This is a genomic window from Inquilinus sp. NPDC058860, from assembly GCF_042743185.1.
GTDB lineage: Bacteria > Pseudomonadota > Alphaproteobacteria > DSM-16000 > Inquilinaceae > Inquilinus.
The window spans coordinates 51,641-69,374 of the sequence record NZ_JBHYMS010000018.1; the positions used below are offsets into that span (position 1 = coordinate 51,641).

The following is a 17,734-nucleotide window of genomic DNA, read 5'->3' on the forward strand; positions in this document are numbered from 1 at the left end:
GGCGTTGCGTCGCGCCGCCCTCCACAGCCTCGCGGCGCCCTGCTAGGGTTCCCGGGATGATGCTCCTCGGACCCGACGACCCGCCGCCCTTCGAGCTGGTGAACCCCGACGGCAAGGCCTGCGCCCTGCTGGTCGCCGACCATGCCGGCCGGGCCTTCCCGCAGTCCCTCGGTACGCTGGGGGTGGATCCGGGGACGCTCGACCGCCACATCGCCTACGACATCGGCATCGAGGCCTTTTCCCGCCGTCTGGCCGAGCGGCTGGACGCGCCGCTGCTGCTGCACCGCTATTCGCGGCTGATCCTCGACCCGAACCGGCAGCTGGACGACCCGACCTCGATCTGCGCCATCAGCGACGGCGCGATCGTGCCCGGCAACGCCAGGCTGACCCGGGAGGACGAGGCCGCCCGGGCCGACGCCTTCTTCCACCCCTATCACGACGCCATCGCCGCGCAGCTGGACCGGATCGCGGCGCGCTGCCCGGCCCCGGCGCTGCTGTCCCTGCACAGCTTCACGCCGGTGATGCGCGGCTTCGCCCGGCCCTGGCAGGTCGGGGTGCTGTGGCGCGACGACGGCCGCATCCCGCTGCCGCTGATGGAGGCGCTGCGTCGCGACCCGGAGATCACGGTCGGCGACAACCAGCCCTATTCCGGCCGCAACGAGCACGGCTACACCATCCACCACCACGCCGAGCCGCGCGGCCTGCCGCATGTGCTGATCGAGATGCGGCAGGACCTGATCGCGGCCGATGCGGCGGCGCAGGCCTGGGCCGACCGGATGGCCGGGATCTTCGCCCCGATCCTGGCCGACCCGGCGCTGTACCAGCCGCTGCAGGCCGTGGCATGACCGAGCCTTCTCTCACCCTCGGCATCGAGGAGGAGTACCTGCTGGTCGACCCGGTCAGCCGCGACCTGGTGCCCGACCCGCCGCCGGAGCTGGTGGAGGCGCTGGAGAACCGGCACGAGGGCGCCGTCGCCCGCGAGTTCTTCCGCTGCCAGGTCGAGGTCGGCACCCCGGTCTGCCGCAGCATCGCCGAGGCGCGGGCCGAGCTGACCCGGCTGCGCCGGTCGGTGGTGGAGGAGGCCGAGCGGCACGGCCTGGCCCTGATCGCCGCCTCGACCCACCCCTTCGGCACCTGGCGGCCGCAGAAGCACACCGACCGCAGCCGCTACGACCAGCTGGCGCGCGACCTCGGCGTGCCGGTCCGGCGCCTCTTGATCTGCGGCACCCATGTCCATGCCGGGATCGAGGACCCGAATCTGCGCATCGACCTGATGCGGCAGATCCGCTACTTCCTGCCGCATCTGCTGTCGCTGACCACCTCCTCGCCCTTCTGGCAGGGCACCGACACCAAGCTGAAATCCTACCGCCTGGCCGTGTTCTCGGAGCTGCCGCGCACCGGCATGCCGGAGGAGTTCCAGAGCTATGGCGAATACGAGGCGGCGCTGGCGGCGCTGGTCCAGGCCGGGGTGATCGAGGACGGCAGCAAGATCTGGTGGGACATCCGCCCCTCCGCCCGCTTCCCGACGCTGGAGATGCGGGTCACCGACGTCTGCACCCGGGTCGAGGACGGGCTGACCGTCGCCGCCCTGTACCAGTGCCTGCTGCGCATGCTGTGGCGCCTGCGGGCCCAGAACATCGCCTGGCGCCGCTACCGCAGTGTGCTGATCGAGGAGAACCGCTGGCGCGCCATGCGCTACGGCTTCGAGGAAGGGCTGATCGACTGGGGCAAGGGCAAGCTGGTGCCCTATGCCGAGCTGCTGGAGGAGGTGCTGGCGATGGTGGCGGAGGACGCGGCGGAGCTGGGCTGCGAGGCGGAGATCGCGCATGCGCGCACCATCCTGACCCAAGGCACCTCGGCCCACCGCCAGCTCGCCGCCTATTACGAGGCCCTGGCGCAGGGCGCCGACGAGGCCGAGGCGCTGCGCCGCGTGGTCGACCGGCTGATCCTGGAGACCAAGGAGGGGCTGCAGCCCGCCGCCTGAGACCCCACATCCTGAATTCCGGAACCCGTGGACACCGCCATGACCGAGATCGACGCCAAGACCCGCACCGAGCTGGAGGCCGCCGCCTTCCGCACCCTGGTCGAGCATCTGCGCCAGCGCACCGACGTGCAGAACATCGACCTGATGAACCTGGCCGGTTTCTGCCGCAACTGCCTGTCACGCTGGTACCGCGAGGCGGCGGAGCAGCGCGGCATCCCGCTGCCCGACGCCGAGGCGCGCGAGGTCGTCTACGGCGAGCCGTATGAGAGCTGGAAGGCCAAGCACCAGAAGGAGGCCTCGGCCGGCCAGCAGAAGGCATTCGACGCGGCGAACAAGCACTGAGGGTCCGCTCCGAATCGGGGCGGCCGGGCGCGCCCGCCGCCGGCCGGCATCCCGCGCCGGCGCTGGGCCGGGACAGCCTGCTTGCCGGCTCGGCCCGGCCGCTTTATGGTCCCGCGCCCTGAAAGCCCAATTCCCTGTTGAGGACCAGCCATGTCGGATGTCGGTGGTATCGCCGCGGATCGCCTGAAGTCGTTCATCGAGCGCATCGAGCGCCTCGAGGAGGAGAAGGCGGGGATCGCGGGCGACATCAAGGATGTCTATGCCGAAGCCAAGGGCACCGGCTTCGACGCCAAGATCATCCGCCAGATCATCCGCCTGCGGAAGATGGAGCAGGACGACCGCCGCGAGCAGGAGGAACTGCTCGACCTCTACAAGCAGGCCCTCGGCATGCTCGAATAAGAGACCGCCTCGGTCTCCAGGCGATCGGGGCGGAGCGACGGATCATGCGATTCGAAACCCCACGGCTGATCCTGCGTCCCTGGGAGGACCGCGACCGGGCGGGTTTCGCCGCGATCAACGCCGATCCGGAGGTCCGCCGCTACTATTATCCCAGCGTGCTAACGCCGGCGGAGACCGATGCCGTGATCGACGAGGCGGCGGCTGCGCTGGCGGAGCAGGGCTTCGGTTTCGTCGCGGTCGAGCGCAAGGCCGACGGCGCGCTGGTCGGCGGCGGTGGGCTGTCGCGCCCCGGCCCCGAGGTGCCCGGCGACCATCCGGCCGAGATCGGCTGGATCCTCGGCCGCGCCTTCTGGCGCCAGGGCTACGCCACCGAGATCGGCCGGGCCTGCCTGGACGCCGCCTGGGCCCGCTTCGGCCTGCCGGGCGTCATCGGCTACACCTCGGCCATCAACACGCCCTCGCGCCGCGCCATGGAACGGCTGGGCCTGGCCTATGTCGCCAGCGGCGATTTCGAGGACGCCACCGTCCCGCCCGGCGACCCGCTGCGCCCGCATGTGCTGTACCGGATGGCCCGGCCGGGATAGGGGCGGGGCATTTCCCGACGGAATCGTCATCGCGAAGCGCGCTGCGGGACGCGGCGGCCCCAAGGCTGCAAGCCGCGCGGGCGGTGGCAAATCTCTTCATAGGTAAGTTATCTTATGATAAGATTTTGAGGATTGTATGACACGCCGATGGCCGTGTCATCGGCCTTCCGCCTGCGCATTGCAAGACGCCGGCCGCCGTCAGCGGTGCTTGTTGTTTGTTAATAAATACGGCATCTTCGGAAAATTGATATCAAATAATTACTGAAGCACAATGACAAAATCCTCATATTAATTTCTCATTAATTCGAAATTTCAAATTTCTACAGCATGTTGACTCTGATCTTTTGATATGAACTTATACATATAGTTTCGGCGAGAGGGATCTGGCCGGAAGTTATGTCGGACATCGGCGGAATTTGTTTGAGCGTCCTGATTCTGGACTGCCGCCGGCTGCGCCCGTCTGGCGGGTGGCCTGCCGGACATGCGGCCTCGCGGCGCAGGCCGTGCGCGGTGTCCGGACGTGCCGGGGCGGTCTCGCACGGAATTTCGACAAGGCTGAAATAGGAGAGAGAAATGCCCGACGCCCTGAAGAAGGTCGACCTGGTGGTCCTGATCGACACCAGCGCGTCGATGAAGGACGAGGCCGAAGCGCTGAGCAAAGGCATGGTCACGGCGATCGAGGACGCCAAGAAGGCCTGTCCGTCCGACCTGCGGGTCCAGTTCCTCGGCATCGAGGGCACCTTCGCCAGCACCGAATTCACCAAGACCGCCCGGCAGCACCTGACCGGCATCGGCGTCGACGCCGGCCAGCTGGCGGCGCGGGCGCATGGCGGGGCGAAGGATTCCAGCGCCCAGGAGCAGATCGCCCAGACCGTGGTCGACGTCAGCCGGCATTTCGACTGGCGGGCCGGGGCCGAGCGCGCCCTGTTCGTGCTCGGCGACGAGAGCCTGGACGGCGGTGGTCTGACCATCGGCGCCAAGGCGGTCAAGCTGACCGACCGGGCGATCGCGGCCGCGGTCGACAACGAGGTCAAGGTCCACGCCTACCAGACCACGCTGCCGGCCCAGCCGACCCCGGAGCAGGCGGCGGCGCTGACCGCGGAGTACAAGCGCCTGGCCCTGCGCACGGGCGGCGAATACTACATCAACACCCAGGGCCTGGCCGATTTCGGGAAGGTGCTGCAGGACGCCATCTGCGCCAGCCAGGTGCCGGTCGAGGAGACCATCAAGGACAAGGAGAAGGAAGCCGACGAGATCGAGGGCGGGGCCGCCTCCGGTCCGGCCGGCGGAGGCGACAAGCCGGCCGCGCGTCCGGCGCCGTGGACAGGACGGCTCGACGCCAAGAACGAGGCGGGCATCAAGACCGGCGTGACGGTGAAGAAGGGCGATCTCCTCACCATCGTCGCCTCCGGCTGGGCCCGCTCTGGAAACGTCAACATGCAGGATTACCCCTGGCACGGCCCCCAGGGCGACAAGAATTGGCGATTCCAGGCGCAGAGCGAGGCCAATTTCCTGCTCCCCCTCACGCTCGGCGCCCTCCTGATCCAGATCGGCTCCAGCCTCCACTACATCGGCACCGGCGCCATCGACTGGGAGGCCCCGGCCGACGGCGAGGTCGTCTTCCGCTTCAACGACAGGCCCAGCGTCTATCACGAGAACGACGGCGCCTACGACATCGCCATGCGCTACGAAGCGGCCTGATCCGGCCGGGGCGGTGACCGTCCGCGCCTGCCCGGACGACCGGAAGGTCACCGCCATCCCGACGATCCACTGAAACAGCGGCAGCCGGCGACGTGGAGCCCGGGAGGTCCTGCGTGTCCCGCGCAGGCTCCGTCATCATCGAAGAGGAAAGAGAAATGCCTGACGCCCTGAAGAAGGTCGACCTGGTGGTGCTGATCGACACCAGCGCCTCGATGAAGGACGAGGCCGAGGCCCTGAGCAAAGGCATGGTCACGGCGATCGAGGACGCCAAGAAGGCCTGTCCGTCCGACCTGCGGGTCCAGTTCCTCGGCATCGAGGGCACCTTCGCCAGCACCGAATTCACCAAGACCGCCCGGCAGCACCTGACCGGCATCGGCGTCGACGCCGGCCAGCTGACGGCCCGGCCGCGCGGCAAGGCGAAGGACTCCAGCGCGCAGGAGCAGATCGCCCAGACCGTGGTCGATCTCAGCCGGCACTTCGACTGGCGGGTGGGTGCCGAGCGCGCCCTGTTCGTGCTCGGCGACGAGAGCCTGGACGGCGGCGGCCTGACCATCGGGCCGAAGGCCAGCCTGGCCAACGACAGGGCGATCGAGGCCGCCCTCGCCGCCAAGGTCAAGGTCCACGCCTACCAGACCACGCTGCCGGCCCAGCCGACCCCGGAGCAGGCGGCGGCGCTGACCAAGGAGTACAAGCGCCTGGCGCTCAGGACCGGCGGCGAATACTACATCCACACCCAGGGCCTGGCCGATTTCCGCAAGGTGCTGCAGGACGCCATCTGCGCCAGCCAGGTGCCGGTCGACGACAGCATCGGCGACAAGAGCGACGAGGCCGATACGGTCGAGAAAGAGGCATCGGCCGGCGCGGCACACGGGCAGGAATGCACGATGTGCAAGTCCCAGACCGGGATCGTCCAGCTGAACGGCCCGGGCTCGCCCGTGACGAAGGGCGGAGACCTCGGCGCCTTCACGTCGGTGACATTCCCCAAGCCCTACCCGGCGGGCTCCAAGGTGATCGTCATCCCGATGGTGCAGACCTTCAACGGCCCCGACACGCCAGGAATCCGGATCGCCGACGTGACGCCCGAGGGCTTCAAGATCAGGATCAACGAGCTCGTACAAAGCGCCACGCCTCTGTCCGACGGCAATCATACGACCGAAACCATCGCCTGGCTGGCCTGCCTGGTCGAATAGCGACGCGATCGAGGCTTCGCCCGGGCGATCCGCCAGGGCAGGGGCGGGGCGGGCATCGCGAAAAGCGCGCGCCTCGAAGACATGCACCCATCATTACTTTGAAGAGGTGATTAGAGATGGCTGATCTCAAGAAGGTCGACCTGGTGGTGCTGATCGACACCAGCGCGTCGATGAAGGACGAGGCCGAGGCCCTGAGCAAAGGCATGGTCACGGCGATCGAGGACGCCAAGAAGGCCTGCCCGTCCGACCTGCGGGTGCAGTTCCTCGGCATCGAGGGCACCTTCGCCAGCACCGAGTTCACCAAGACCGCCCGGCAATACCTGACCGGCCTCGGCGTCGACGCCGGCCAGCTGGCGGCGCGGGCGCATGGCGGGGCCAAGGACTCCAGCGCCCAGGAGCAGATCGCCCAGACCGTGGTCGACGTCAGCCGGCACTTCGACTGGCGGGCCGGGGCCGAGCGCGCGCTGTTCGTGCTCGGCGACGAGAGCCTGGACGGCGGCGGCCTGACCATCGGCGCCAAGGCGGTCAAGCTGACCGACCGGGCGATCGCGGCGGCGGTCGACAACGAGGTCAAGGTCCACGCCTATCAGACCACGCTGCCGGCCCAGCCGACCCCGGAGCAGGCGGCGGCGCTGACCGCGGAGTACAAGCGCCTCGCGCTGCGCACGGGCGGCGAATACTACATCAACACCCAGGGCCTGGCCGATTTCGGCAAGGTGCTGCAGGACGCCATCTGCGCCAGCCAGGTGCCGGTCGAAGAGACCATCAAGGACAAGGAGAAGGAAGCCGACGACCTCGAGGGCTGCCCCGCGCCCCCCGCCGGCGTCGACGAGCTGGAGGGCTGGCAGGGATCGCTCTCGGCCAAGAACGAGGAAGGCATCAAGACCGGCGTGACGGTGAAGAAGGGCGATCGCCTGACCATCGTCGCCAGCGGCTGGGCCAAGGTCGGGCCGGACTGGCCGTGGCACGGCCCGCAGGGGGACAAGAACCATCCGTACCAGCAGCAGATGGAGTCCAAGTATCTGCTGCCCACCACGGTCGGCGCCCTGCTTGCCCAGATCGGCTCGACCCTCCACTACATCGGCAGCGGCGTGATCGACTGGGAGGCCCCGGCCGACGGTGAGATCGTCTTCCGCTACAACGACATCGGCGGCGCCGGCGAGTTCGCCAACAACGATGGTGCCTTCGACATCACCCTGCGCCGCGAAACGGCCTGACGCCGGATCCGGTCGGAGCAGGGAAGGGGGACCGGGCGCCGTGGCGCCCGGTCCGAGGCAGACAGACCCGTCCCGGCCCGGCATGATGCCGCCCGGAGCGACGGGCGCAGGGTTTTCAAAGCGATTGCTTTTCTAATCCGCCCGATATAGCAAGAAGAAGCTTGCAAAAATAAGAGGCGGGATCATGGAGGAAGCGATCGACGGCCGGTGGGGCGAACTGCTGACCCGGCGCTATGCCGCGACCGTCACCACGCTGTGCCTGGGCGTGGCGCTCTACGCGCTCAACGCTTTCCTGGTCTCGACCTCGCTGCCCACCGCGGTGGTCGAGCTCGGCGGCGTCGGGCTGATCAGCTGGGCCTTCACCGTCTTCCTGGTCGCCGCCATCGTCGGCGGCGCCGCCTCGGCGATGCTGAAGCAGCGCTTCGGCACCCGCCCGGCGCTGCTGCTGGCGGCGCTGGCCTTCCTGGCCGGCACGCTGGTCTGCGGCTTCGCCACATCGATGCCGATGGTGCTGGTCGGCCGCCTGGCCCAGGGTGCGGGGGAGGGGGTGATCGCCGCCGTCTGCTACGCGCTGATCCCCGAGATGTTCCCGTCGCGGCTGATCCCCAAGGTGTTCGGGGCGGAGGCGATCGTCTGGGCCGCCGCCGCCTTCGGCGGGCCGCTCCTGTCCGGCGTGCTGACCGAGACCGTGTCCTGGCGTGCCGCCTTCCTGATCAATGTGCCGCTGATCGCGGTCTTCGCCGTCCTGGTCGGGATGGTGGTGCCGGCCGAACGGGGCCGGGGCGGCGGCACGGTGCCGGTGCTGCGTCTCTCCGGCTGCGCCGCCGGCATCATGCTGGTCTCGGTCGCCGGGATCGTGCCGCACAGCTGGCAGGCGGCGCTGTGCGTCGCTGCGGCCCTGTTGCTGCTGGCCGTCGTGGTGCTGGCCGACCGGCGCAGCCGCGACCGGCTGTTCCCCTCCGACGCCTTCACCTTCGGCTCGACCGTCGGCGCCGGCCTCTGGGTCGTGCTGCTGATGCCGGTGGCCCAGGCCGCGACCACGGTCTATCTCAACATCACCATCCAGCATCTCTGGGGCTACGGCCCGACCATGGCCGGCTATGTCAGCGCGCTGATGGCGCTGTCCTGGAGCGGCTCGGCCGTGCTGGTCGCCGGCATTGTCCGGCCGGAGGGGCAGCGCCGGCTGATCCGGCTCGGGCCGTTCCTGCTGGCGCTCGGCCTGCTCGGGGTGATGGCGGCGCTGGCGACGGGCCAGCCCTGGCTGCTGATGCTGTGCCAAGTGCTGATCGGCGCCGGCTTCGGCATCTCCTGGGCCTTCCTCAGCCAGGCGGTGATGGAGGCGGCGCAGCCGGGCGAGCGCGACGCCGCCTCGGCCCTGCTGCCGACGCTGCAGTCGGGCGGCTACGCCATCGGCGCCGCGGTGGCCGGGCTGATCGCCAACGAGGCCGGCATGGCCGCGGCGCTGACCCCGGGGGCGATCGTCCATGCCGCCACCTGGGTGTTCGGCATCGCCGCGCTGCTCGGGACGCTGGGGTTCCTCGCCAGCTTCGGGGTGCGGCCTGGGCGCCCGTCCTGAAATTCGCCCCGACGGCCATCTGACGCGGTTTTCTCCGCTTCCGGTGCTCACGGACCAATGTCCGCTGCGCTCCGGTTCTCGAAAACCACGCCAGCTGACTCATCGGAACGAGTTTCAGGACGGGCGCCGACGCTGTCCCCCTCGACTCCCAGCAGGCCGCGCCGCTACCGTCGCCCGATCGCAGAACGGGAGGACGGCGATGCTGGCGAGTTCGGTCCTGGCGTTTCTCGGGGTGTCGGCGCTGGTCATCGTCACGCCGGGCCCCGACACCGCGGTCACCGTGCGCAACGCCCTGCTCGGCGGCCGCGCCGGCGGCATCTGCACCGCCCTCGGCGTCTCGGTCGGCCAGGCGGTCTGGGCCTTCGCCACCAGCCTCGGCATCGTCGCCCTGCTGGTGGCGTCCGAGCCGCTGTTCCTGGCGGTGAAATATGCCGGCGCCGCCTATCTGATCTGGCTCGGCCTGCACGCGCTGCGATCGGCGTGGCGGCCGGAAGAGGGCGGGGAGGGTGTCACCGCCACCCGGCCGGCCCGGCGCCTCGGCCGCGGCGCGGCGTTCCGCCAGGGGCTGGTCAGCGATCTCGGCAACCCGAAGATGGCGGTGTTCTTCGCCAGCCTGCTGCCGCAATTCGTGCCGGCGGGACAGCCGGCCTTCACCGCCTTCCTCGCCCTCGGCCTGGTGTTCAGCCTGATGACCTTCACCTGGCTCGCCGCCTATGCCGTCGCCGTGGCCAAGGCCGGCGACGTGCTGCGCCGGCCGCGCATCCGTCGCGCCATCGAGGGCGTCACCGGCGCCCTGCTGGTCGGGCTCGGGCTGCGCATCGCCGCCGAGCAGCGCTGACGGTTACTGCGCGGTGGCGCCGGAGGCCTCGACGATCGGCTTGTACTTCGCCTTCTCGGTCTTGATGTAGGCCGTGAACTCCGCGGCGGTGCTGCCGATCGGCTTGGCGCCCAGGGGCTCGATCCGCGCCCGGATCTCGGGCAGGCGCATGATCCGCTGCACCTCGGCGCTGAGCTTCTCGACGATGGCGGGCGGCGTGCCGGCCGGCGCCAGCAGGCCCTGCCAGGAGGTGATGTCGAAGCCGGGGATATATTCGGCCATCGCCGGTACGTCGGGCAGGGTCGGCGTGCGCTCCAGCCCGGTCACCGCCAGCGGGCGCACGGTGCCGGCGCGAGCCTGCTCCATCGCCGTCGGGATGTTGTCGAAGATCATGTCGACATGGCCGGCGACGACGTCGCCCAGCGCCTGGGCGCTGCCCTTGTAGGGCACATGCGTCATGTGCGAGCCGACATGGATCTCGAACGCCGCGGCGGCGAGGTGGATCGAGGTGCCGAAGCCGGAGGAAGCGTAGCTGTGCCCGTCCGGCTCGGCCTTCAGCAGCGCGATCAGCTCCGGCACCGACTTGGCCGGGAAGGACGGGTTGACCACCAGCAGGTTCGGCAGGGTCGCGGCCAGGGAGATCGGGGCGAAATCGGCCTCGGCGTCGTAGCCCAGGTCCTTGAACACCCAGGGGTTGATGGCGTGGGTGCCGACCGTGCCCATGCCCAGCGTATAGCCGTCCGGCTCGGCCTTGGCCAGCTGCTCGGTGCCGATGCCGCCGCCGGCGCCCGGCTTGTTCTCGACCACGAAGGGCTGGCCGAAGGTCCTGCTCATCTCGTCGGCCAGGAGGCGGCCGAACAGGTCAGTGTTCCCGCCCGGGGCGAAGGGCACGATGATGGTGACCGGCTTGGCCGGCCAGGCCGCCGGATCCTGGGCGGAGGCCCGGCCGAACGGCAGCAGGGCGGCGGGCAGCAGGACGGCCAGGCAGGCGCACAGCGCTGACTTGGACATGGTTCCCCCTTCGGTGACGGCGGCCTCGCGCGGGCCCGCTTCCAGTCCTACTATGCCAAAGCCCGCTGCCGCTGGCACGCGCGGGACGCCGCCGCCGCAGGGTGTCGCAATCGCGCCGCGGTGTCGCCTTCCGGACAGTTCCGGTCGTCGGCGATGCAGCGCGGAGGCGCCGGCATCACCATCTTGTCAGCCAAGCGCCGGTGATGGCGCCGTGCTCACGGAGGACGGTGGATGCTGGGGTTCAATCGGTCGGCCAAGGTCGTCTCGCTGCCGACGCCGAAGACCGCGGTGGTCGACCTGTTCCGCGGCCTGTCGATCGAGACCGCGCCCGGCATCGCTGCCAAGACCGCCAGCTACGGCGCGCATCTGCCGGCCGGCACCCCGGTCTACATCACCATGCTGCCGGGCGCCGATCTCGGCGAGATCGTGCAGACCGCGGCGCGGCTGCGCGGCGAGGGCCTGGTGCCGGTGCCGCACATCGCCGCCCGCAGCCTGGAGAGCCGGGCCCAGCTCGACGACTACCTCCGCCGCCTCGCCGGCGAGGCCGGGGTCGACCGGGTGCTGGTGATCGGCGGCGGCGTGTCGACGCCCGCCGGCCCGTTCGACTGCACCATGCAGGTGCTGGAGACCGGCCTCCTGCAGCGGCACGGCATCAAGTCCATCGGCGTCGCCGGCCATCCCGAGGGCAGCAAGGACATCCCGGCGGAGGAAATCGCCCGCGCGGTGGCCGAGAAGAACGCCTATGCCAAGGCGACCGGCACCGAGCTGTACATCGCCACCCAGTTCTGCTTCGACGCCGAGGCGATCATCGCCTGGGACCGCGAGCTGCGCCGCGCCGGCAACGAACTGCCGATCCATCTCGGCCTGGCCGGCCCGGCCAAGCTGAAGAGCCTGATCCACTATGCCGCGATGTGCGGCGTCGGCCCGTCGATGCGGTTCCTGACCCGGCAGGCGATGAACATCGCCAAGCTGGCCTCCGTGTCCATGCCCGACAAGCTGCTGACCGAGCTGGCGGATGTCCGCGCCAAGGACCCGGACTGCGGCATCGCCCAGCTGCACCTGTTCGCCTTCGGCGGGCTGGAGCGCTCGGCCCGCTGGGTCAAGGCGATGCAGGAAGGCCGCTTCACCCTCGACGGCCGCGGCGGCTTCGCCATGGACGAGTCGCTGGACTGATCGCGGGTCCCGATCCCGGAACGGAAACGGGCGCCCCTGGGGCGCCCGTCGCGTTTCCTGGCGGTGCCGGACGCCTCAGGAGGCGTCCGGGATCAGCTTGGCGCGCAGCGACCGGCGCGCCTCGTGGTCCAGGCGTTGCAGCGCCTCGCGGATCTGCTGGGTGATGGCGCCGGCCTCGGCGTCCGGGTTGCGGAAATAGGCCTGCGCCTCGGCGATCAGGACCGGCAGCGCGGCGGCGGCGGCCTTGGCCGCGGCGGCCGGCGACGACGCCTTCGCCGCCATGCCGCGGATGCTGGTGGCCAGCTCGGCCGCCGAATTCTTCCAGCCGGCGGGGCCGGTGTCGGACAGGTCGGTCGCCGCCTCCTCGACGATCTGGTCGATCAGCACGCCCGAATCCCGGGCCCCGGACCAGGAGGCGGCGAGGCGCCCGTCGCGGTCGCGCACCTCGGTCCAGCGGAAGGTCTGGCGTTCCTCGTCGGTCAGGATGCGCTCGACCCGCGCGAACATGCCGCTGACCGGCCGGGACCAGGCGGCGGGAAGGGCCGCAAGCTGTTCCCGCACCCTGGCATCGACGCGCGCGCCGCAACTCTTGAGCAACTGCTTCAGACGCTGTGGGGCCCGCTGCTTCATCGCCATCTCTCTTCGCTCTCCCTACTGCCGACCTGCGTACGCCCCGGCGCATTGCTCCCGTCGTTCAGGGGCGCCACGACTCCAGACGTTCCAATCAAATGGTCTTCGCACCATAGAATCAAGTCACAGCCGGTCGCGATTGGCGAGTCATTCCTTGGGTTTAGGGCCTTGGGTTTACGGCGAATGGGGATCAGGGGCCGCGCCGGCCCTTGCGGTCCCGCTCGCGCTCGATCTCGGAGTTCAGCTCGGCGCCGATCAGGAAGATCACCGTCGACAGCCAGATCCAGGTCAGGAAGCCGATGACGGCGCCGAGCGAGCCGTAGGTGGCGCCGTAATTGGCGAAGCGGGCGACGTACCAGGAGAACAGCATCGAGCCGCCGAGCCAGACGGTTGCGGCGATCACGCCGCCCCAGTTCAGCCAGTGCTCGCGCCGGCCGCCGGGGCCGTAGCGGTAGACCAGGGTCAGCGCGGCGATCGTCGCCAGGTACAGCGCCGGCCAGCGCAGCAGCCAGATCAGCGTGCCGGCGACCGAGCCGAGGCCGACGAGGTTCAGCACGATCGGCACCGCCACCACCACCGCCAGGGCCAGCGCGGCGAAGACGATGGCGCAGAGCGTGAACAGCAGGGACACCGTGTTGAGGCGGACGAAACCGCGCCGCTCCTCCTCGTCATAGGCCACGTTCAGCGCGTCGAACATCGCCTTGACCCCGGCATTGGCGCTCCACACCGAGATCGCGAGGCCGGCGAAGAAGGCGAGGCCCAGGCTCTTCGGCGGCTGGCTGGCGATGCGCTGCAGCTGCCCGGCGATCAGCTCCAGGCTGCCGGCCGGCAGGATGAGGGCGAGGTCCTCGATGTTCCGCTGCACGGTCGAGACGTCGGCCACCAGCCCGTACAGCGACACGAACACGCCGATTGCCGGGAACAGCGCCAGCAGGGTGTAGTAGGCGACGCCGGCGGCCAGCGCGAACACCCGGTCCTCGCCGATCTCGCCCCAGACCCGCCACAGCACGACGCCCCCGCGCCGCACCCTGCGCTTCCACCGCCGCTCCGTCGTCCTGGTCTCCGCCGCCATGGCGATTCGGCGCCTCCACCCGTCCCATCGACCATAAGTGTTGGCGGCCATGACGGAAATCCGGTTGACGCCGGCATTTCGGCTGCGACCATCTGGGGGCCGCCGTGCCCGCGATCGACCAGGAGACCTGCCGTGCCCCGTCTGAGCCCGTCCTCCAGCCACTACGGCGCCGTCATGGCGGTCGTCGAAGGCGACAAGATGGTCGGCATCCAGCCCTATGCCAGCGACATCGACCCGTCGCCGATCATCAACTCGCTGCCCGGCATGGTGCACGGGGCCTTGCGCATCCCGCAGCCGATGGTCCGGGCCGGCTGGCTGGCGAAGCGGCACAGGAGCGACGGCAGCCGCCGCGGCGCCGACGCCTTCGTGCCGGTATCCTGGGAGACGGCGCTGGAGCTGGTGGCGGGCGAACTGCAGCGGGTGCGGACCGGGCATGGCGCCGAATCCATCTATGGCGGCAGCTACGGCTGGGGCAGCGCCGGCCGGCTCCACAACGCGCCGACCCTGCTGCGCCGCATGCTCGGCTTCACCGGCGGCTATACCGCCTCGGTCAACAACTACAGCTTCGGCGCCGCCCTGCCGCTGATGCCGCACATCATCGGTGACTTCAACCGGGTGCTGGTCGAGACCACCGACTGGCGCAGCATCGCCGGCGACGGCCGGCTGGTCGTGGCCTTCGGCGGCATGCCGCCGCGCAACAGCCAGATCGCCTCGGGCGGCACCGGAAAGCACACGCAGCGCGACTGGAACCGCCGCAGCCGCGAGGCCGGGGTGCAGTTCGTCTATATCGGCCCGGTGCGCGACGACATGGCGGAGGAGGCGGGGGCCGAATGGCTGGCGCCGCGGCCGAACACCGACACCGCGATCATGCTGGGCCTGGCGCACACGCTGGTGGCCGAGGGGCTGTACGACCGCGGCTTCGTCGACCGCTGCACCACCGGCTTCGACCGCTTCCTGCCCTACCTCATGGGCCGGTCCGACGGCACCGCCAAGGACGCCGACTGGGCGGCCGCGATCTCCGGCCTCCCGGCCGACACCATCCGCGGCCTGGCCCGGCGCATGGCCTCGCAGCGCACCATGATCAGCCTCAGCTGGTCGCTGCAGCGCTCCGACCACGGCGAGCAGCCCTACTGGATGGGCACGGTGCTGGCGGCGATGCTGGGCCAGATCGGCCTGCCCGGCGGCGGCATCGGCTACGGCTACGGCGCCGAGGCCAATGTCGGCTCGGCCAGCGACGGCCGCAGCCGCGCCCGCATCGTCCCAGGCCCGAACCCGACCGGCCGCTATATCCCGGTCGCCCGCATCTCCGACCTGCTGCTGCGGCCGGGCGAGACCGACGACTACAACGGCCACAGGATCACCTATCCGGACACCCGGCTGGTCTACTGGGCCGGCGGCAACCCGTTCCACCACCACCAGGACCTGAACCGCCTGCTGCGCGCCTGGGCGAAGCCGGAGACGGTGATCGTGCAGGAGCCGTGGTGGACCCCGGTGGCCCGCCGCGCCGACATCGTGCTGCCGGCCACCACCAGCTTCGAGCGCAACGACATCGGCGGCGCCGCGCGCGACCCCTACATCCTGGCCATGCCGCAGGCGATCCCGCCGGTCGGCCAGTCGCGCAGCGACTTCGATATCCTGACCGAGCTGTCGGACCGGGCCGGCGCCCGCGAGGCCTTCACCGAGGGCCGCGACGAGATGGGCTGGGTCCAGCACTTCTACGAGAACGACCGCCGCACCGCCGCCGAATCCGGGATCGAGCTGCCGGGCTTCCAGGAGTTCTGGGAGATCGGCCATGTCGAGCTGCCGCTGTCGAAGAAGCCGAAGATCCTGCTCGAGGCGTTCCGCGCCGATCCGGTGGCCAACAAGCTGCCGACGCCGAGCGGCCGGATCGAGATCTTCTCCGACCGCATCGCCGGCTTCGGCTATGACGACTGCCCGGGCCACCCGACCTGGTTCGAGCCGGCGGAATGGCTCGGCTCGCCGGAGACCGGGCGCTTCCCGCTGCACCTGATCTCGAACCAGCCGAAGACCCGGCTGCACAGCCAGCTCGACGCCGGCGTGACCAGCCGCAGCGAGAAGGTGGCCGACCGCGAGCCGGTCTGGATCCACCCGGCCGACGCCGCCGCCCGCGGCATCCAGGACGGCGACGTGGTGCGGCTGTTCAACGACCGCGGCGCCTGCCTGGCCGGGGCTTTGGTCACCGACCGGGTGATGCAAGGCGTGATCCAGCTCGCCACCGGCGCCTGGTACGACCCGGAGGTGCCGGGCCAGGTCGGGGCGCTGTGCAAGCACGGCAACCCGAACGTCCTGACCCGCGACCAGGGCACCTCGCGGCTGGGGCAGGGGCCCAGCGCCCACACCTGCCTGGTCGAGATCGCCAGGCTCGAAGGCCCGGCACCCCGCGTCACCGCCTTCGACCCGCCGGTGATCCTGGCTCCCAGGGCCGAGGCGGCGGAGTAGGGGCCTCTCCCCCATTTGTCATTGCCGGGCTTGACCCGGCAATCCAGGGGCCACCCAGAACGGCATCGACATTCCCTGGATGCCCGGGTCAAGCCCGGGCATGACAGTTTACGCATACTAATTTTGTGTGTTTTTTCTTAAAACAACAAATAGGAATGGCAATTTCAAATTGAGCCTCACGGCTTTCATGTTAATCTTCTTCCCGACGCCGCTGCCTTCCTCGGGAGAAACCCATGTCCGAACCGGCGCTTCGCCCTGAAACCCTGGCCCTCCATGCCGGCTGGCGGGCCGATCCGGCGACCGGCGCCGTGGCGGTGCCGATCTACCAGTCCACCTCCTTCCAGTTCCAGGATACCGAGCACGCGCGGAAGCTGTTTGCGCTGGAGGAGCTGGGCAACATCTACAGCCGCATCGGCAACCCGACCGTCGACGTGCTGGAGCAGCGCATCGCGGCGCTGGAGGGCGGGGCCGCGGCGCTGGCCGTCGCCTCCGGCCAGGCGGCCTCGGCCTTCTCGGTGCAGAACCTGGCCCGCGCCGGCGACAACATCGTCAGCTCGACCGACCTCTATGGTGGCACCTGGAACCTGTTCGCCAACCGCCTCAAGGACCAGGGCATCGAGGTGCGCTTCGTCGACCCGGCCGACCCGGAGAACTTCCGCCGCGCCGTCGACGACCGCACCCGCGCTTTCTACGCCGAAAGCCTGCCGAACCCGAAGCTGACGGTGTTCCCGGTCGCCGAGGTCGCCGCCATCGGCCGCGACCACGGCATCCCGCTGATCGTCGACAACACCGCGGCGCCGGTGCTGCTGCGGCCGCTCGAGCACGGCGCCGCCGTGGTGGTGTACTCGACCACCAAATACATCGGCGGCCACGGCACCTCGATCGGCGGGCTGATCGTCGATGGCGGCAATTTCGACTGGGCGGCGCATCCGCAGCGGCAGCCGGCGCTGAACACGCCGGACCCGAGCTACCACGGCGCGGTCTGGGTCGAGGCGACGAAGCCGCTCGGCCCGGTCGCTTACATCGTCAAGGCGCGGACCACGCTGCAGCGCGACCTCGGCGCCTCGCTGTCGCCCTTCAACGCCTTCCAGATCCTGCAGGGGCTGGAGACGCTGCCGCTCAGGATCGAGCGGCACTCCCGCAACGCCGGCGCGGTCGCCGCCTTCCTGGCGCGGCGCAAGGAGGTCACGCGGGTGATCCACCCGTCGCTGCAGACCGGCGCCGCGCGGGAACGCGCGAAGAAATACCTCAAGGGCGGCTATGGCGGCCTGGTCGGCTTCGAGCTGGCCGGCGGGGCCGCGGCCGGGCGGCGCTTCATCGACGGGCTCAGGCTGCTGTACCACGTCGCCAATATCGGCGATGCCCGCAGCCTGGCGATTCACCCGGCCTCGACCACCCATTCGCAGCTGACCGCGGAGGAGCAGCGGGCCAGCGGCGTGACCGAGGGCTATGTCCGCCTGTCGGTCGGCATCGAGCATATCGACGACATCCTGGTGGACCTGGAGCGCGGCCTGGCCGCGGCGCGGCTGGCCGAGGCGGCGTAGAACGCCGCAGGGGCTTGGCGATCCGGCTTCCATT

The 17,734-nt window shown here is 70.0% G+C and carries 16 protein-coding genes; 13 read left to right on the forward strand and 3 right to left on the reverse strand.

Annotated elements, in window-relative coordinates:
• The first annotated feature begins 56 nt into the window (after nt 1-56).
• The 10 genes from ACFW16_RS14850 (at nt 57) to ACFW16_RS14895 (ending at nt 9,831) form a co-directional block, all read left to right on the forward strand.
• Complete coding sequence (locus ACFW16_RS14850; protein ID WP_380306198.1) at nt 57-845, forward strand: N-formylglutamate amidohydrolase; 789 nt, start codon at nt 57-59, stop codon at nt 843-845.
• Complete coding sequence (locus ACFW16_RS14855; protein WP_380306200.1) at nt 842-1,984, forward strand: carboxylate-amine ligase; 1,143 nt, start codon at nt 842-844, stop codon at nt 1,982-1,984. Before ACFW16_RS14850 ends, ACFW16_RS14855 begins: the two co-directional genes overlap by 4 nt.
• A gap of 39 nt (nt 1,985-2,023) precedes the next feature.
• Nucleotides 2,024-2,326: a DUF1244 domain-containing protein gene (locus tag ACFW16_RS14860; RefSeq protein ID WP_380306202.1), complete on the forward strand. Its 303-nt coding sequence runs from the start codon at nt 2,024-2,026 to the stop codon at nt 2,324-2,326.
• 150 nt (nt 2,327-2,476) lie between these two features.
• Nucleotides 2,477-2,725 carry a DUF2312 domain-containing protein gene (locus ACFW16_RS14865; RefSeq protein WP_034834984.1) on the forward strand — a complete coding sequence of 83 codons (249 nt, stop codon included), beginning with the start codon at nt 2,477-2,479 and terminating at the stop codon, nt 2,723-2,725.
• 44 nt (nt 2,726-2,769) lie between these two features.
• Nucleotides 2,770-3,309 (forward strand): GNAT family N-acetyltransferase, encoded by a 540-nt coding sequence (locus ACFW16_RS14870; protein WP_380306204.1) that lies wholly within the window; start codon nt 2,770-2,772, stop codon nt 3,307-3,309.
• Nucleotides 3,310-3,882: 573 nt separating this feature from the next.
• The gene (locus tag ACFW16_RS14875; protein WP_380306206.1) at nt 3,883-5,010 is read left to right on the forward strand and encodes a LecA/PA-IL family lectin; all 1,128 of its coding nucleotides are present in this window, start codon (nt 3,883-3,885) and stop codon (nt 5,008-5,010) included.
• Nucleotides 5,011-5,165: 155 nt separating this feature from the next.
• Nucleotides 5,166-6,200, forward strand: a complete 1,035-nt coding sequence (locus ACFW16_RS14880) for a hypothetical protein (protein WP_380306208.1) — start codon at nt 5,166-5,168, stop codon at nt 6,198-6,200.
• 116 nt (nt 6,201-6,316) lie between these two features.
• The gene (locus tag ACFW16_RS14885) at nt 6,317-7,417 is read left to right on the forward strand and encodes a LecA/PA-IL family lectin (RefSeq protein ID WP_380306210.1); all 1,101 of its coding nucleotides are present in this window, start codon (nt 6,317-6,319) and stop codon (nt 7,415-7,417) included.
• Nucleotides 7,418-7,601: 184 nt separating this feature from the next.
• Nucleotides 7,602-8,993: an MFS transporter gene (locus ACFW16_RS14890; RefSeq protein WP_380306212.1), complete on the forward strand. Its 1,392-nt coding sequence runs from the start codon at nt 7,602-7,604 to the stop codon at nt 8,991-8,993.
• A 199-nt stretch (nt 8,994-9,192) separates the two neighbouring features.
• Nucleotides 9,193-9,831: a LysE family translocator gene (locus ACFW16_RS14895; protein WP_380306214.1), complete on the forward strand. Its 639-nt coding sequence runs from the start codon at nt 9,193-9,195 to the stop codon at nt 9,829-9,831.
• 3 nt (nt 9,832-9,834) lie between these two features.
• On the opposite strand, the gene ACFW16_RS14900 is transcribed toward ACFW16_RS14895, so the two are convergent.
• Complete coding sequence (locus ACFW16_RS14900) at nt 9,835-10,821, reverse strand: Bug family tripartite tricarboxylate transporter substrate binding protein (RefSeq protein WP_380306216.1); 987 nt, start codon at nt 10,819-10,821, stop codon at nt 9,835-9,837.
• A gap of 231 nt (nt 10,822-11,052) precedes the next feature.
• On the opposite strand from ACFW16_RS14900, the gene ACFW16_RS14905 reads away from it, so the two are divergent.
• Entirely contained in the window at nt 11,053-11,994 is a 942-nt protein-coding gene (locus tag ACFW16_RS14905) for a metFprotein (RefSeq protein WP_380306218.1), read from the forward strand.
• 75 nt (nt 11,995-12,069) lie between these two features.
• Here ACFW16_RS14905 and ACFW16_RS14910 read toward each other — a convergent pair whose 3' ends face one another.
• Nucleotides 12,070-12,624 carry a hypothetical protein gene (locus ACFW16_RS14910; RefSeq protein ID WP_380306220.1) on the reverse strand — a complete coding sequence of 185 codons (555 nt, stop codon included), beginning with the start codon at nt 12,622-12,624 and terminating at the stop codon, nt 12,070-12,072.
• Between the two features lie 190 nt (nt 12,625-12,814).
• Nucleotides 12,815-13,696, reverse strand: a complete 882-nt coding sequence (locus tag ACFW16_RS14915) for a YihY/virulence factor BrkB family protein (RefSeq protein WP_380306222.1) — start codon at nt 13,694-13,696, stop codon at nt 12,815-12,817.
• A gap of 132 nt (nt 13,697-13,828) precedes the next feature.
• Between ACFW16_RS14915 and ACFW16_RS14920 the strand changes: the two genes are divergently transcribed.
• Together ACFW16_RS14920 and ACFW16_RS14925 are read left to right on the forward strand one after the other, a co-directional pair.
• Nucleotides 13,829-16,156, forward strand: coding sequence for a molybdopterin guanine dinucleotide-containing S/N-oxide reductase (locus ACFW16_RS14920; protein ID WP_380306224.1), 2,328 nt, complete (start codon nt 13,829-13,831; stop codon nt 16,154-16,156).
• A 233-nt stretch (nt 16,157-16,389) separates the two neighbouring features.
• The gene (locus ACFW16_RS14925; protein ID WP_380306226.1) at nt 16,390-17,700 is read left to right on the forward strand and encodes an O-acetylhomoserine aminocarboxypropyltransferase/cysteine synthase family protein; all 1,311 of its coding nucleotides are present in this window, start codon (nt 16,390-16,392) and stop codon (nt 17,698-17,700) included.
• Nucleotides 17,701-17,734 lie beyond the last annotated feature (34 nt).